The sequence below is a fragment of the Microbacterium oleivorans genome (genome assembly GCF_013389665.1).
GTDB classification, from domain to species: Bacteria; Actinomycetota; Actinomycetes; order Actinomycetales; family Microbacteriaceae; genus Microbacterium; species Microbacterium oleivorans_C.
Genome location: NZ_CP058316.1, coordinates 2,222,957 through 2,239,352, shown reverse-complemented (window position 1 = coordinate 2,239,352; position 16,396 = coordinate 2,222,957). Strand labels below are relative to the sequence as shown.

11 protein-coding genes are annotated in these 16,396 nt (G+C 71.2%); 1 reads left to right on the top strand and 10 read right to left on the bottom strand.

All coding sequences use genetic code 11. The annotated features are described in order from the left end of the window. Positions 1-164: 164 nt before the first annotated feature. Genes HW566_RS10620 through HW566_RS10605 form a run of 4 tightly spaced genes read right to left on the bottom strand, consistent with a single transcriptional unit; the run spans position 165 to position 4,109 of the window. Positions 165-1,793 (bottom strand): DUF5684 domain-containing protein, encoded by a 1,629-nt coding sequence (locus HW566_RS10620; RefSeq protein WP_178012735.1) that lies wholly within the window; start codon positions 1,791-1,793, stop codon positions 165-167. 40 nt (positions 1,794-1,833) lie between these two features. Then, a complete protein-coding gene (locus HW566_RS10615; protein WP_178012733.1) occupies positions 1,834-2,496 on the bottom strand; it encodes a spermidine/putrescine ABC transporter substrate-binding protein in 663 nt (220 codons plus the stop codon). 45 nt (positions 2,497-2,541) lie between these two features. Beyond that, entirely contained in the window at positions 2,542-3,015 is a 474-nt protein-coding gene (locus HW566_RS10610; protein WP_178012731.1) for a hypothetical protein, read from the bottom strand. After that, entirely contained in the window at positions 3,015-4,109 is a 1,095-nt protein-coding gene (locus HW566_RS10605; protein ID WP_178012729.1) for an ABC transporter, read from the bottom strand. The genes HW566_RS10610 and HW566_RS10605 overlap by 1 nt, the downstream gene beginning before the upstream one ends. Before the next feature lie 129 nt (positions 4,110-4,238). Here HW566_RS10605 and HW566_RS10600 point away from each other — a divergent pair, with 129 nt between their 5' ends. Next, on the top strand, positions 4,239-4,889 hold the full coding sequence (locus tag HW566_RS10600) for a hypothetical protein (protein ID WP_178012727.1): 651 nt from the start codon (positions 4,239-4,241) through the stop codon (positions 4,887-4,889). Between the two features lie 18 nt (positions 4,890-4,907). On the opposite strand, the gene HW566_RS10595 is transcribed toward HW566_RS10600, so the two are convergent. The 6 genes from HW566_RS10595 to pxpA form a co-directional block, all read right to left on the bottom strand. Next, the gene (locus HW566_RS10595) at positions 4,908-5,495 is read right to left on the bottom strand and encodes a hypothetical protein (protein WP_178012725.1); all 588 of its coding nucleotides are present in this window, start codon (positions 5,493-5,495) and stop codon (positions 4,908-4,910) included. A gap of 95 nt (positions 5,496-5,590) precedes the next feature. After that, positions 5,591-9,463, bottom strand: a complete 3,873-nt coding sequence (gene rpoC, locus HW566_RS10590) for a DNA-directed RNA polymerase subunit beta' (RefSeq protein ID WP_178012723.1) — start codon at positions 9,461-9,463, stop codon at positions 5,591-5,593. A 41-nt stretch (positions 9,464-9,504) separates the two neighbouring features. Further along, positions 9,505-12,999 (bottom strand): DNA-directed RNA polymerase subunit beta, encoded by a 3,495-nt coding sequence (gene rpoB, locus HW566_RS10585; RefSeq protein WP_178012721.1) that lies wholly within the window; start codon positions 12,997-12,999, stop codon positions 9,505-9,507. Between the two features lie 283 nt (positions 13,000-13,282). Further along, positions 13,283-13,918: a hypothetical protein gene (locus tag HW566_RS10580; protein ID WP_178012719.1), complete on the bottom strand. Its 636-nt coding sequence runs from the start codon at positions 13,916-13,918 to the stop codon at positions 13,283-13,285. Between the two features lie 73 nt (positions 13,919-13,991). Beyond that, positions 13,992-15,584: a carboxyltransferase domain-containing protein gene (locus HW566_RS10575; RefSeq protein ID WP_256728670.1), complete on the bottom strand. Its 1,593-nt coding sequence runs from the start codon at positions 15,582-15,584 to the stop codon at positions 13,992-13,994. 61 nt (positions 15,585-15,645) lie between these two features. Beyond that, a complete protein-coding gene (pxpA, locus tag HW566_RS10570; protein ID WP_178012716.1) occupies positions 15,646-16,392 on the bottom strand; it encodes a 5-oxoprolinase subunit PxpA in 747 nt (248 codons plus the stop codon). Between the last annotated feature and the right edge of the window lie 4 nt (positions 16,393-16,396).

Genomic DNA, 16,396 nt, shown 5'->3' with positions numbered 1-16,396 from the left:
GCCGTGGGGGCGACCTGTTCGCAGGACGATCCCGGTACGTGCACTCTTCGTCGTCCTGATCGGACCGAGGCACGACGCAGGGCGCGCACAAGCGCACACCCGATCAATGATACGCCTCTCCGGCGAGGCGGGCAAACGGCGATCGTCCCCGGTGGTATCGGCGCTCAGGCCCCGGGGCGCTCGATGCGCAGTTCCGCGTCGCCGAGGAGGAAGCGCTCCCCCGCGGGCGCGTCGGATCCGGGCTCGAGCTCGATCTCCGTGCCGAGGAAGCTGGTGAGCACGACGCCGTTCGTGGAGTGCAGGTCGGTGATGTGCCACAGGCCGGATCGCAGCTCGAGGCGGGCGTGCGTCTTGGACACGGTGCGGGTGCCGTCGGCGATGGCGACGAGCTGGGCACGGGGGAAGTCGGGGTCGGGGGCGGGCTGACGGCCCACGATGACCACGTCCGCGCTGAGCGGGACGACGGCCGCATCCGGCAGCACGAGCTGCCAGAACACCCGGCGTCGGGCCACGACGACGGTGTGGTCGGCCTCGCTCTCGTCGTCGGCCGCCTCGGCTCGGCGCAGCTGCGCGGGCACCGCCGCCTCCGCCGTTCGCGGCGCGCCGGCCGCGGGGGCGCCGACGACGGCCGACACCTCGTCGGAGAGCTCGGGGAACTCGTCGGGTGCGGCGCCGAAGGCGCGGCGCGCGATGGGAGTGGCGGGCACGGCGTCCCACGTACGGCGGCCGGCGTGCGGGGATGCCGCGGCATCGGGGTCGGCGAACGAGGGCACGACCCCGGGACGATCGGATGCCGCGCGCGAAGGGAACGGCGACGGCGAGAGGGCCGAGACGTCGTCGATCTCCGAGGGCCAGCGCGCGTCGTCCGACTCCTCGTCGACTCCGCTCGTCGTGGTGGCCGGAGCTCCGCCCGGGGTCGCATCGCGCAGCTGCGGCCCGCCCGGCGCATCCGCCGCCTCGACCCCCGCTGCGACGGGGGCGGGCGCGACCGGGGCGGGTGCGGCGGCGGCAGCGGCCCCCGAGGCGGCCGGCGTCGCGGCCTCGGGGGCCTCGGGCGCGATCGGCGTCACGCGTGCGGGCGCCGCAGCTGCGACGTCTGCGCGCACGGAGGGAGCGAAGGGCGAGGGCGGGGCCCAGGGCGAGGGCTCCAGACCGGCGGGGGCCTGCTCGCGCTCGGGAGCGCGCGGCGCGGCATCCGCATCCGCGTCGGCGTCCGGGTCCGAACCGGATCGCTCACCGCTGCCGGCGAGCGGCTCGGGACGGAAGTGGAGGGGTGAGAGGAGCGGGGTCGCGATCGTCGGCGGCGCGACGGGCTCCCGCAGCCCGGGCGGAGATGCGGGTCCGGGCTCGGCGCGCACGTCGGGCTCCGACAGCGGCGGCGAGAAGACCCAGGGGGCCGGGGTGGCGGACGGACGCCGGCCGCGCCAGCGTGCGGGGCCGAGGCCGAGGATGCTCGCCCACACCACGAACAGCACGGCCGCCAGCACCGTCATCCCGGGACCGGCGTCGAAGTCGCGCCCGATCCGGTGGGCCGCCACGACGATCAGCACGGCCAGCGCGACCCAGCCCGCGACCGGGACGAGGCCGATCAGCACGAGCCAGGGGCTGAAGCCGCCCAGGCGCAGCACCACGGCGATGTTCAGCCCCGGCACCCACGCCTGCCACGGCTCCTCGCCGGTCTTGCGGAACACCCCCGCCAGCGCGAGCGCCGTCCACACGTAGAGGACCGCACCGAGCACCGTCGACAGCACGACGAGCAGGATGAGGAGCGATTCGTTGGCGGAGGAGGTCATCGCATCCCACGATAGGGCCAGCGGTGCACCGCCTCGCCGATCACGGATGCGGCCCGGAGTCGGTGCCCGACTCGAACGGCGCGTCCAGCGAGCGGGTCAGCTCGGCGAGCATGGCCTCGATCTGCGGCTCCACGTGCTGCGCGATCTCCGCCTGGACGCGCAGTCGATGACGCAGGAGGATGGTGCAGATCTCGCGGCCGACCATGTTCGCGTAGTCGTCGGCGAGCCCGACCTCCTGGCGGAGCGCCGTCTTGGCCTCGTCGCTGAGCGGCGGGAGATCGGGCACCGCGTCGTCGGACTCCTGCGCGAGGCCCGAGATGGTGAACAGGAACGGCGCACCGGGCACCGGATCGGGGTCCATCGGCAGCCCCTCGAACTCGGGCTCCAACCCCTCGGCGGGTCGATACGAGCGGGCGCGGTTGCGCGCCGCCTGCTGATCGAGCTCGGCCTGGAGCATCGGCAGGTTCCGCGCGGTGTACTCGGCCACAGCCTGATCGACGATGGTCTTCATCCGGGTCGACAGGCCGTGCTGCACCCCGTGCGGCACGTCGGCTCCGAGGCCGATCGCCGACAGGAGCGGTGAGCCGAAGCAGCGCCGGCAGGGCGCCACCCGCCCCCGGTGCGTGGCGGGTTGCCAGCGCGGCAGCCATCGCAGCCACGCGTCCACCGCCTGGCTGACCTGGGTCTCGAGCGACCGCTCCACGGGCCTATTGTCGCCGATGGATGCCGCCGCGGGCGGGATTGCGCATCATCGGTCCTCGTCCCGCTCCCAGCGCCACTGCGGCGGCTGTGCTCGCGTGCGCACGAGCGCCACGCCCGTCCACCCGGCGATCGCCCCGCAGGCGGCGAGGACCACCGCGAACCACGACAGCGCGAAGTCCCCGGCGGCGGCCACGCCCCGCGCCACGTCGACCCCGACGATCACCGCGCCGAGCGCGAGCCCGAGGAGATACGCCAGCACCACCGCGACCGCCGCGAAGGCGGCGAGCGTGTAGGAGGGATGCGGCCGACGTAGAGCGGTCGCGAGCACTAATGCCAGCGCCGCCACGGCAGCGGCGAACGCCGTCGCACCGGGGAGCGCCCCCAGCCCCCGCACGGCCACGACATCGGCGCCGGTGACCAGACTGAGCACGCCGAGGCCGCAGATGGCGAGCGCCCCGAAGCTCACGACCGAGAAGACGGTCGCGAGCCCGGGGCGCAGTCCGCCGGAGTCGGGCGACATCAGTAGCGGTGCAGCTGCGGGCCCGCCTCGAGGGTGCGCTCGTATTCGCGCTGCGCCTCGGCGTTGAGCTCGGTGACCCGGCGGCCGCGCGCGGCGACCCAGGCGCCGAACCAGATCGTCAGCTCACGGCCGGCGACGAGGGCGACCAGTGCCAGCGGTACGAAGGCCTGCTCGCCGACGAGCGCGAGCGCCTCGCTGGGCGGGATGTTCCAGAACGGCGCCTCGAAGAGCTGGCCGAGCACGTGCCCCGCGTACGAGGCGACGCCCACCAGCAGTCCGAGCAGCACCCACAGGCCCCACCGGCCACGGTTGATGAAGGCACCGAGGATCCAGAAGGCGAGGAAGAACACCGCGACGGGCACCCAGAGCCACCACGACGTGACGGCGTCCAGCGCCTGCTCACCGACGTTCGTGGCGGTCACCTCGCCCTGCACCGCGCCGATCGCGAGCCACGACCCGAGGTAGATGAGCGCGAACACGATGGCCGCGAGCAGGCCGATGGCGCCGGCGGCGCCGCGGTTGCCGCGCGGCGTGGGGGCCTCGGGTGCCTGGACGAAGATCGGCTGCGGTGCCGCCGCGGCCGAGGTCCCGCCGACGGGCTCGCTCGCGCTCACCGATCCGGTGCGGGCCGGTTCGTCATCGGCGCCGTAGGCGCGCGTGGCGGTGTCGCTGGCTGCGACGGCCGGCGCGGCGGTCGTCGCAGCGGTCGCGACGGGGGTGGCGGCGGGGGCGGCCGAGGCGTCGGCGTCGGCCTCGGGATGCGCGTCCCACTGGCTCGGGGTGTTCCAGGCGTCTGATGCGGCGGGCGCGGGAGCGTCGCCGTGGCGGTCGCCGGCGGGGTCGGCATCGCGGTGACTGCCGTCACTCGCGCCCGTCGCGTCGCCGGAGCCGGCATCCGTGCGGAGGTCGGCATCGTCGGCGGTCGTCGCGCGCTCCGGGAGCGTGCCGGTGCCGCCGTACGCGGCATCCCAGTCGTCCGCCGTGACGGCGTCGCGCGACGCCTCCGCATCGGCCAGCCCGGCACGCGCGCTGCCGACGACGTCGTCCACCGGCGTGGGCTCTTCGACGGGCTCGCCGTACTTGGGGTCGCTCATGCGATGTGCTCCTCACGCGGTGGCCGATGCCGCCGCAGTCGCGAGGATATCCCGCCGGGAGGGGCGTGCCCGGGAGGCGTGCCGACGTGTCTGCGCACCGGTGCCCGCGACGCGTCGTATCGTCGAGCCATGACCGCACCCGCCCTCCGCCGCCTCGCACCGGCTGCCCTCGTGGTGGCCGTCGCGCTGCTGGCCGGGTGCGCCCCCGAGCCCGAGCCCGCACCGTCCGCACCGGCCCCCTCCGTCTCGCCCACCGCGCCCGGCAGCCCCGCACCGATCGAGACGCGGTCGCCGCAGGCGGGCGGTCCGCCGCCGCCGGCCACCGGCGCGGTCGCGACGACGACGGTGCTTCCCCGCGACTGCGACGGCATCCTCGGCCCGACGGCCCGCAGCGCCCTCGCCGGCGTCCCGCTGAACGACCCCGCCTTCGGGGAGACGGGCGTGCTCGACGGCGGCGCGCTGCGGTGCGTGTGGGCCGACCCCGGCGCCGACACCGCCAAGATCGAGACGACCATCGTGCACGCGGCCGAGAACCCCGTGATCGACTTCCTCAACGAGCTCAGCGGCATCGGCTTCACCTGCTACGAGCCCGACGCAGGCGTGCGCTGCGAGAAGACATGGCAGAACGAGCGCTACCCCGTCACCGACGGGCGGACGCTGTACTTCCGCGACGGTGTGCTGATCGACACCCAGTTCTCCCACCTCGCACCCGCGGGGTTCACCTCGGGCGTCATCGCCTCGCTCTGGCCCGCCGGCGGCGCGGCCACGCCGACACCCTGACGGGTCGACGACCGCGCGTCACTCCGCGGCGAAGACCGCGTCGCCCACCCGGCCGGAGTAGCGCTCGGGGTGCCAGCCCTGCTGCGAGGTCGACACCCACCGCCCGTCGCCCGCCTCGATCGTCTCGACGAGCTCGCCGTCCGTGCGCGAGCAGAAGGTCCGGGTGCCGTTCTCGGAGCACGAGAACCCCTGCGCCGGGAGAGCGGATGCCGCGATCGAGCCGGCATCCGTACCCACCTCCGCCACCGTGGTCGAGATCGAGCCGGCCTCCGCCGTCCAGGTGCAGGTGAACCGCACCGCCGGCGCGAGTGCATCCACGAGCGCGGCGGCGGAGGACACCGGCGCGTCGGAGGAGGTCTCCAGGGCCGCCCCGGGCGTGTACTGCAACGCCGCCCAGAGGGGCTCCGAGTACAGGTCGCGGCACCGGCCGGGTCCGTCGGTCTCGGCGCCGCCATCGGCGCCGGCCTCGCTCGAACCGCCGCCGAGCAGCCCGATGCCGGTCGTGACGAGGGGCACGGTCAGGAACGCCAACACCCCGATGACGACGGCGCAGACGACGCCGACGATCCAGGCGAAGACGATGTTGCGACCCCCGATGCGTGACACAGCTCCACGCTAATCGGCCGCACCGTCGACAGCGCACCGACACACGACGAAGGGCCCCGGGACAAGCCCGGGGCCCTTCGTGGATCAGCGATCGATCAGTTGTAGCTGGTGAAGTCGCCGTCGGTGGAGAAGCTGTCGAAGTCGACGTAGCTCAGGTCGGCGTCGCTGTACGCGCCGTCCGACGCGAAGATGCGGTTGGGGTACCGCTCGCTCTTCGCCTCCTCCGTCGCCTCGACGGCCACGTTGCGGTACTTCGCAAGGCCCGTTCCGGCGGGGATGAGCTTTCCGATGATGACGTTCTCCTTGAGGCCGACGAGCGGGTCGCTCTTGCCCTCCATGGCCGCCTGCGTCAGGACGCGGGTGGTCTCCTGGAACGACGCGGCCGACAGCCACGACTCGGTCGCCAGCGACGCCTTCGTGATACCCATCAGCTCCGGGCGGCCCGACGCGGGGCGCTTGCCCTCGCCCACGGCCTCGCGGTTGATGTTCTGGTACTTCTTGAAGTCGACCAGCTCACCCGGCAGCAGCGTCGTGTCGCCGTGGTCGACCACGGTGACCTTCCGCAGCATCTGCCGGACGATGACCTCGATGTGCTTGTCGTGGATCGGCACACCCTGCGAGCGGTACACACCCTGAACGCCGCCGACGAGGTACTTCTGCACCTCGCGGGCACCCTGCACGCGCATGATGTCCTTCGGGTCGAGCGTGCCGACCTGCAGCGGGTCGCCGACCTCGACGTGCTGGCCGTCCTCGACGAGGAGGGTCGCACGCTTGAGGACCGGGTAGACCACCGGCTCATCGCCGTTGTCGGGCGTGATGATGATCTTCTTCGACTTCTCGGTCTCGTCGATCGTCACACGGCCGGTGACCTCGGAGATCGGGGACGCACCCTTGGGGGTACGCGCCTCGAAGAGCTCCTGCACGCGGGGCAGACCCTGCGTGATGTCATCGGCCGAGGCCGAACCACCGGTGTGGAAGGTACGCATCGTCAGCTGCGTGCCGGGCTCACCGATCGACTGGGCGGCGATGATGCCCACGGCCTCGCCGATGTCGACGATCTTGCCGGTGGCCAGCGAACGGCCGTAGCACTTCGCGCAGACACCCACGGCCGAGTCGCAGGTCAGCACGGAGCGGACCTTGATGGAGGTCACCCCGCCCTCGACGAGCTTGTTGATCAGCACGTCGCCCACGTCGTCGCCGGCCGCAGCCAGCACCTCGCCCGAGGGCGAGACGGCGTCGGCGGCGAGGGTGCGGGCGAACACCGAGTTCTCGACGTTGGCGTCCTTGATCAGGACACCGTCGGCACCGGCCGCAGCGATCGGGAGCTCGAGGCCCTTCGACGTGCCGCAGTCCTCCTCGCGGATGATGACGTCCTGCGAGACGTCCACCAGACGACGGGTCAGGTAGCCCGAGTCGGCGGTACGCAGAGCGGTGTCGGCCAGACCCTTACGGGCACCGTGCGTCGCGGTGAAGTACTCGGCGACCGACAGCCCCTCGCGGTACGAGGAGATGATCGGACGCGGCATGATCTCACCCTTGGTGTTGTTGACCAGGCCTCGGATACCGGCGATGTTACGGATCTGCAGCCAGTTACCACGGGCGCCCGACGACACCATGCGGTTGATGGTGTTCTCGGCGGGGAAGTTCGCCTTCATCGCGGCCTGGACCTCGTCGGTCGCCTCGGTCCAGATCTTGATCTGCTCCTGACGACGCTCGGCGTCGGTCACGAGACCCTTCTCGAACTGGCCCTGGACCTTCGACGCGAGCTTCTCGTACTTCGAGATGATCTCGGCCTTGTTCGGCGGCGTCAGGACGTCGCTCAGCGCGACGGTGACACCCGAACGGGTCGCCCAGTGGAAGCCGGCGTCCTTGATCCGGTCGAGGGATGCCGCGACCTCGGTCTTGGGGTACTCCTCGGCCAGCTTGTTGACGATCTGCGACAGCTTGCCCTTGTCGGCCTGCTCGCGGACGAACGGGTACCCCTTGGGCAGGGTGTCGTTGAAGATCGCCTGACCGAGCGACGCGTCCACGAGTCCGTGGCGCTCGTAGCCCTCGGGGGCGTCGCCCTCGAGGAAGGTCAGACCGGGGATGCGGATGCGGACCTTGGCCTGCAGGTCGAGGGTGCCCTCGTCCTTGGCCAGGATCGCCTCGCCGACCGAGCCGAACACGCGGCCCTCGCCCGAAGCGCCCTCGATGACCGTCGTGAGGTGGTGCAGACCGATGATCATGTCCTGCGAAGGCAGGGTGACCGGGCGACCGTCCGACGGCTTGAGGATGTTGTTCGAAGCGAGCATCAGGATGCGGGCCTCGGCCTGAGCCTCGACCGACAGCGGCAGGTGCACAGCCATCTGGTCGCCGTCGAAGTCCGCGTTGAAGGCGGCGCAGACGAGCGGGTGCAGCTGGATCGCCTTGCCCTCGACGAGCTGAGGCTCGAAGGCCTGGATGCCCAGGCGGTGCAGGGTGGGTGCACGGTTGAGCAGCACCGGACGCTCGCGGATGATCTCCTCGAGCACGTCCCAGACCTCGGGGCGGGTGCGCTCGACGGCGCGCTTGGCGGCCTTGATGTTCTGCGAGTGGCCCAGGTCGATGAGGCGCTTGATCACGAACGGCTTGAACAGCTCGAGCGCCATCTGCTTGGGCAGACCGCACTGGTGCAGCTTCAGCTGGGGTCCGACGATGATGACCGAACGACCCGAGTAGTCCACGCGCTTGCCGAGCAGGTTCTGGCGGAAGCGACCCTGCTTGCCCTTCAGCATGTCGCTGAGGGACTTCAGGGCGCGGTTGCCGGTACCGGTGACGGGGCGGCCACGACGACCGTTGTCGAACAGCGCGTCGACGGCCTCCTGCAGCATCCGCTTCTCGTTGTTGACGATGATCTCGGGGGCACCGAGATCGATCAGACGACGCAGGCGGTTGTTGCGGTTGATCACGCGGCGGTACAGGTCGTTGAGGTCGGAGGTCGCGAAGCGGCCACCGTCGAGCTGGACCATCGGGCGCAGCTCGGGCGGGATCACCGGAACGACGTCGAGCACCATCGCGGCCGGCGACATGCCGGTCTGCAGGAACGAGTTGACGACCTTGAGGCGCTTGATCGCGCGGATCTTGCGCTGGCCCTTGCCCTCGGAGATCTGCAGGTGCAGCGACTCGGCCTCGGCGGCCAGGTCGAAGCTCGCCAGGCGACGCTGGATGCCCTCGGCGCCCATGTGGGCCTCGAAGTACTGTCCGAAGCGGTCCTGGAGCTCGTGGAAGACGTCGTCCTCCTGCTTGAGCTGACCGACCTCGAGGGAGCGGAACTCCTCCCACACCCGCTCGAGGCGCGAGATCTGCTCGTCGAAGTTCTTGCGGACGGTCGCCATGTCCTTCTCGGCGGAGTCCTTGGCCTTCTTCTTCTGGTCGGCCTTGGCGCCGTCGGCCTCGAGGGCCGCGAGCTCCTCCTCCAGCTTGGCCAGACGCGTCGCCACGCGGGCGTCGCGACGGTCGCCGAGGTTCTTCATCTCGAGACGCAGGTTGTTCTCGTGCGTGGGGAGGTCACGGTGGCGTGCGTCCTCGTCGACCGAGATGACCATGTACGCGGCGAAGTAGATGACCTTCTCGAGGTCCTTCGGCGCCATGTCGAGCAGGTAGCCCAAGCGCGAGGGGACGCCCTTGAAGTACCAGATGTGGGTCACGGGAGCGGCGAGCTCGATGTGTCCCATGCGCTCGCGACGGACCGAGGACTTGGTGACCTCGACGCCGCATCGCTCGCAGACGATGCCCTTGAAGCGGACGCGCTTGTACTTTCCGCAGGCGCACTCCCAGTCGCGGGAGGGACCGAAGATCTGCTCGCCGAAGAGGCCGTCCTTCTCGGGCTTGAGCGTGCGGTAGTTGATGGTCTCGGGCTTCTTGACCTCGCCGAAGGACCAACGACGGATGTCGTCAGCGGTGGCCAGGCCGATGCGAAGCTGATCGAAAGTGTGTGACTCGAGCACTGATTCTCCTGTGTCGGAATTCTGTTCGTTGCCTGGCCGGATCAGATCTCGTCGATCGACGAGGACTCGAAGCGGCTGGAGATGTTGATGCCGAGCTCCTCCGCTGCGCGGAAGGCTTCATCGTCGGTGTCGCGGAGGTTGACCTCGGTGCCGTCGGCCGAGAGGACCTCGACGTTCAGGCAGAGCGACTGCATCTCCTTCATGAGCACCTTGAACGACTCGGGGATGCCGGGCTCCTGGATGTTCTCGCCCTTGACGATGGCCTCGTAGACCTTCACGCGACCGACGATGTCGTCGGACTTGATCGTCAGGAGCTCCTGGAGCGCGTACGCGGCGCCGTAGGCCTCGAGGGCCCACACCTCCATCTCACCGAAGCGCTGACCACCGAACTGCGCCTTACCACCGAGCGGCTGCTGGGTGATCATCGAGTACGGGCCCGTCGAGCGCGCGTGGATCTTGTCGTCGACGAGGTGGTGCAGCTTCAGGATGTACATGTAGCCGACCGAGATCGGAGCCGGGAACGGCTCGCCGGAGCGACCGTCGAACAGCTTCGTCTTGCCCGAGGAGTCGATCAGACGCTCACCGTCGCGGGTGAGGTTGGTCGAATCCAGCAGACCGGCGATCTCGGACTCGAACGCGCCGTCGAACACCGGGGTCGCGACCTTCGTGCCGGGGGCGGCCTCGCGGGCGACCTCGGGCAGACGGTCGGCCCACTCGGGTGTGCCCTCGACCTTCCAGCCCTGGGCGGCGATCCAGCCGAGGTGCAGCTCGAGCACCTGGCCGAAGTTCATTCGACCGGGGATGCCGAGCGGGTTCAGCACCACGTCGACGGGCGTGCCGTCGGCGAGGAAGGGCATGTCCTCGACGGGGAGGATCTTGGCGATGACACCCTTGTTGCCGTGACGACCGGCGAGCTTGTCGCCCTCGGTGATCTTGCGCTTCTGGGCGATGTACACCACGACGCGGCGGTTGACGCCCGAGCCGAGCTCGTCGTCGCCGTCCTCGGCGTTGAACTCCTTGACCGCGATGATGGTTCCCTGCTCACCGTGGGGCACCTTCAGCGACGTGTCGCGGACCTCGCGGCTCTTCTCGTTGAAGATCGCGCGCAGCAGACGCTCCTCGGCGCTCAGCTCGGTCTCGCCCTTGGGCGTGACCTTGCCGACGAGGATGTCGCCGGGGCGCACCTCGGCGCCGATGCGGATGATGCCGCGCTCGTCGAGATCCTTCAGCAGGTCGGGCGCGACGTTGGGGAGGTCACGGGTGATCTCCTCCTTGCCGAGCTTGGTGTCGCGCGCGTCGACCTCGTACTCCTCGATGTGGATCGAGGAGAGCGTGTCGTTCTTCACGAGCTCCTGGCTGAGGATGATCGCGTCCTCGAAGTTGTGACCCTCCCAGGTCATGAACGCGACCAGGAGGTTCTTGCCGAGGGCGAGCTCGCCGTTCTCGGTGGCGGGACCGTCGGCGATGACCTCGCCGACCTCGACGCGCTCGCCGGCCGAGACCACGACGCGCTGGTTGTACGACGTGCCCTGGTTGGAACGGTCGAACTTGCGGAGGAAGTAGTCCTGCGTCCCGCCCTCATCGAGCTGCACGGTCACGACGTCGGCCGAGACCTCGGACACGACACCGGCCTTCTGCGCGGTGATGACGTCACCGGCGTCGATCGCGGCGTAGCCCTCCATACCCGTGCCCACCAGCGGCGAGTCGCTGCGCAGCAGCGGCACGGCCTGACGCTGCATGTTCGCACCCATGAGGGCGCGGTTCGCGTCGTCGTGCTCGAGGAAGGGGATGAGCGAGGTGGCGACCGACACCATCTGACGCGGCGAGACGTCCATGTAGCCGATCTCGTCGTTCGGGAACAGGTCGACCTCGCCGCCCTTGCCGCGGCGGGCGAGCACGCGGTCGGCCACGAACGAGCCGTCCTTGTTGAGCTCGACACCGGCCTGCGCGACGACGTAGTCGTTCTCCTCGCTGGCGGTGAGGTAGTCGATCTCATCGGTGACCTTGCCGTCGACGACGCGACGGTAGGGGGTCTCGATGAAGCCGAAGGCGTTGATGCGGGCGAACGACGCGAGCGAGCCGATCAGACCGATGTTCGGGCCTTCCGGGGTCTCGATCGGGCACATGCGGCCGTAGTGCGAGGGGTGCACGTCGCGCACCTCGACGCCGGCGCGCTCGCGCGACAGACCGCCGGGGCCCAGCGCCGACAGGCGGCGCTTGTGGGTCAGGCCCGCGAGCGGGTTGTTCTGGTCCATGAACTGCGACAGCTGCGAGGTTCCGAAGAACTCCTTGATCGCGGCGACGACGGGGCGCACGTTGATCAGGGTCTGCGGCGTGATCGCCTCGATGTCCTGCGTGGTCATGCGCTCGCGCACGACGCGCTCCATGCGCGACAGACCGGTGCGGACCTGGTTCTGGATGAGCTCGCCGACGGCGCGGATGCGACGGTTGCCGAAGTTGTCGATGTCGTCGGTGTCGAGACGGATCTCGGCGTTCTTGCCGTCGCGGATGCCGTCGAACGTGGCGTCGCCGCGGTGCAGACGAACCAGGTACTTGATGGTCGCGACGATGTCGGCGACGGTGAGCACCGACTCCTCGATCGGGGTGTCGAGACCCAGCTTCTGGTTGATCTTGTAGCGGCCGACCTTGGCGAGGTCGTAGCGCTTGGCGTTGAAGTAGAAGTTGTCCAGGAGCGCGCGGGCGGCCTCGGCGGCGACCTGCTCGCCCGGACGGAGCTTGCGGTAGATGTCGCGGAGCGCGTCCTCCTTGGTGAGGATCGTGTCCTTCGCGAGCGTCTCCTCGATGGAGTCGTACCCGGCGAACTCGGCCATGATGTCTTCGCTGGTGAGCCCCAGGGCCTTGAGGAAGACGGTGACCGACTGCTTGCGCTTGCGGTCGATGCGCACGCCCACCTGGTCGCGCTTGTCGATCTCGAACTCGAGCCAGGCACCGCGGCTGGGGATGACGCGAGCCGAGACGATGTCCTTGTCGGAGGTCTTGTCGGGCGTCTTGTCGAAGTAGACACCGGGCGAGCGCACCAGCTGCGAGACGACGACGCGCTCGGTGCCGTTGATGATGAAGGTGCCCTTGCCGGTCTGGAGCGGGAAGTCGCCCATGAAGACCGTCTGGGTCTTGATCTCACCGGTGAGGTGGTTCATGAACTCGGCCTCGACGTACAGCGGGGCGGCGTAGGTCTTGCCGCGCTCCTTGCACTCCTCGATGGAGTACTTCTCGGGCTCGAGGTAGGGGTTGGTGAACGACAGCTGCATCGTCTCGCCGAGGTCCTCGATGGGCGAGATCTCCTCGAAGATCTCCTCGAGGCCGCTCTGCAGCGCGATGTCGGTGCGGCCGGCGGCCTGCGCCTCGGCCAGGCGCGTCTTCCAGGCCTCGTTGCCGACGAGCCAGTCGAAGGACTCCGTCTGCAGCGCGAGCAGGTCGGGGACCGTGAGCTTGTCGGAGATCTTCGCGAACGAGAGGCGCGAAGCGCCGCGGCCGTTCTTGGTGGGGGTGGTGGATGCGTTGCTCGCAGCAGCCAAGGGGATTACCTCCGTGGCCCGAGTGGGGCCGGTTCCTTGTCGTCAGGTGGAGTGCTCCCGATCCGAGCTCGCGCGTCTCACGCCGTTGGACGGGGCGGAATCGCGCAGAGCACAAGCCGACCACCATATGAGGGCAAGGGGACGGGAGCGCAAATAGCAACTATAGGCGGCGCGACGCGCCATGTCCAGCGGGATCCTTGACGACCCCCGGGTGCTGCGGTATAAAAGCGCGCCGCCCGCTCCGGGGAGCGGGCGGCGCGGGTGTGGGACGAGCCGGGGAAGGTCAGGCCCAGGTCCAGGTGGCGAGCACGGACTCGTAGACGGCGGCACGGTCGGCGGCGGTGACGTCGGTGCTGAACGAGAAGGTGACGACGTAGGTCTGGTCGCCCTGCGACGCGTAGAACTGGTCGATGTTGTACTGCACGCCCTGCTGGTCGACCGAAGCCGAGAGGTGTGCGGACTCCTCGCCGGCGACGGTGGTGCGCTCCTCGACGGTGACGTTCGTGGCGCCCGCGGCGCCCTCGAGCTCGTCGACGCCGAGCGTCTCGACCTGGTCGGCGGTGATGGCCTGCGGCGCGGGCGAGAGCACCACGTTGACGTTGTCGGCGAAACCGTCGGCCGAGGCGTCGGTGAGGTTGGCCACGAAGACGTCGACCTGCTCGGTGCCCGGCAGCGCCTGGTCGGGGATGGCCCAGCCCTCGGGGACCGAGAAGGAGTAGCCGGTGCCGGTGATGGTCTCGCCGGCGGCCGGCTCAGCGGTCGGCGTCTCGGCCGGCGCGCTGGCGGAGGGCGACGCGGACGAGCCGGCGTCCCCCGACGCGGCGGGCTCGGCGTCGCCGGACTGGCCACCGCATCCGGCCAGAAGCAGGGCTGCGGAGACGAGGAGGGCTGCGGCGGTGGTGGTCTTGGTGCGAGTCATGGCTCACACGGTAGGGGAATCGGACAGTCGGGGACGGCCCTTGACAGGGGGAGTTCTCCCCTTGACACATCGCTCAGACGCTGCGCCCGGGCGACGCGACCGGTCGCAGCCGCACCCGGTCGCCCGGTCGCGTCTGCGCGAGCCGCGACCGTCCGAGGCCGGTGACGACCCCGATCACGGGGTAGCCGCCGGTCACCGGACCGTCGACTCCGAAGATCACCGGCCTGCCGGCCGGCGGCACCTGGATCGCGCCCGGGACCATCCCCTCGCTCGGTAGCTCGCCTCCGCGGGAGCGCTCGAGCTCGGGCCCGTCGAGACGGATGCCGACCCGGTCGGCGTCCGCCGACACCGTCCACACCGCGTCCCCGAGCGCGGTGAGCGCTCCGGCGGTGAACCAGTCGTCGCGCGGACCGCGCACGAACGGGATCTCGAGCGGCGCGGCATCCGTCCCCACCGGGGGCAGCCCCCACGGATGGAGCGGCAGCGCCGGCACGGCCCGGGCGACCGCCTCGCCGACCGGGAGCCGGTCGCCCGCGCGCAGGGGCGCCGGCCCGAGCCCCGCGAGGGTGTCGGTGGCGCGGGAACCGGCGACGACGGCGGCATCCCATCCGCCTCGAACGGCGAGGTAGGCCCGGGCGCCGCCGAGGAATCCGTCCAGGCGCAGCTCGCTCCCCGACGGCCACGGGTGCACGACGAACGGGTCGCGCGGCCACCCGTCGATCGAGAGCATCGCCCAGGCTCCGGTGACGACGACCTCGAGGTCGCCCTCGGCCACGGCGCGCAAGCCGCCGAGGACGACCTCGATCGCCGCCGCGTCGCCGTCGTTGCCGAGGAGACGGTTGGCGAGAGCCCATGCGTCCGCATCCGCGGCGCCGCCGGATGCGATGCCCGCGGCGGCGCGCCCGGGTCGCCCGCCGTCCTGCACCGTGGCGAGCAGGCCGGGTGTCAGGATCCGGATGCCGGGCCGCATCGGCCCCCGGCGCGGACCGGGGTCGACGGGCGCGTCGGGGCGGGCGGGGCGAGCCGGGGATCCCGTCGGGGATGGCGCGGCGGGCACGACTGTCGCGGCACGGACGGGCTCGAAGCGCACCCGGACGCCGGGCACGAGGAGCGCCGGGCGCTCGGTGTCGGGGTCGAACAGCGCCGCCGACGTCGTGCCGATCAGCTGCCAGCCCCCGGGGGTCTCGCGGGGGTAGGCGCCCGAGAAGCGACCCGCGAGACCCACCGCACCCGCGGGCACCCGGGTGCGCGGCTCACGACGGCGCGGCACGTCGAGGTCCCAGTCAGCGCCGACGAGGTACCCGAAGCCCGGCGCGAAACCGGTGAAGGCGACGGTCCACGCCGTCGCGGCATGGCGGGCGGCGAGCGCGTCGGGCCCCATGCCGAGCAGCCGCGCGGCCTCGGCGAGATCGGCGCCGTCGTAGACCACGGGCAGCACGAGCTCCCCGGCAACGCCCGCCGCCGGGGCCGGCTCGGCCGCCGCCGCCGCGATCCACTCGCGTGCCCGTTCGGGCGAGAGCATGCCGCGGTCGATCTTCACGAGCACCGTGGCGGCGGCCGGGACGATGTCGACGACGCCCGCCGGCGGAGCCGCGGCGAGTCGAGCGTGCAGCGCCATCGCCTCGTCGAGACCGCCGACCTCCACGAGCACGGCGGCCGAACCCATCCGCAGGATCCTCATCGGGCTGCGCCCCTCCCCCGGCTCGGAGCCGGAGGCGCCGAGGTCCTCACCACGGGGCGCGCACCGCGACGCCGGCGGCATCCAGCGCCGAGCGCACGGCCCGTGCCATCGCCACGGCGCCCGGCGAGTCGCCGTGCAGGCACAGCGACACGGCTTCGCTGGGGATCGTCTCGCCCGTCACCGCGACCACGCGGGCGTCCACGGCGAGCCGCAGGGCGCGGTCAGCGACCTCCGACGGGTCGGCGAGCAGCGCGCCGGGCGCACCCCGGGGCACGAGGGTGCCGTCGGCCCGATAGCCCCGGTCGAGGAAGGCCTCCTGCCGGAAGGGGAGCCCCACCGCTGCAGCGGCGTCGACGATCGCGCCACCGAGCCCCAGGACGGGTACCGCGCGTCCTGTCACGGCCGAGAGGTCGGCCACAGCCTCGGCCACCGCTCGCGCCGTCTCGGGGTCGCTGCTCGCCGCGTGGTAGAGGGCGCCGTGGGGCTTGACGTAACGGATGTCGGCCCCGGCAGCGTCGAGCGCGGCGAGCTGGTGACCGATCTGCCGGCGCAGCTCGCGCGGCGCCACCGACATCGCGACGCGCCCGAACCCGGGCCGATCGAGGTAGGAGGGATGCGCGCCCACCGCGACCCCGGCTGCCGCAGCACCCGCGACGGCGTCGCGCATCGACCGGTCGTCGCCCGCGTGACCGCCGCACGCGATCGAGGCGCTCGACACGACCGCGAACATCGCCGTGTCGTCGGCCGTCGGCACGCCGTCGACCGTCTCACCCAGGTCGGCGTTCAGGTCCATGACC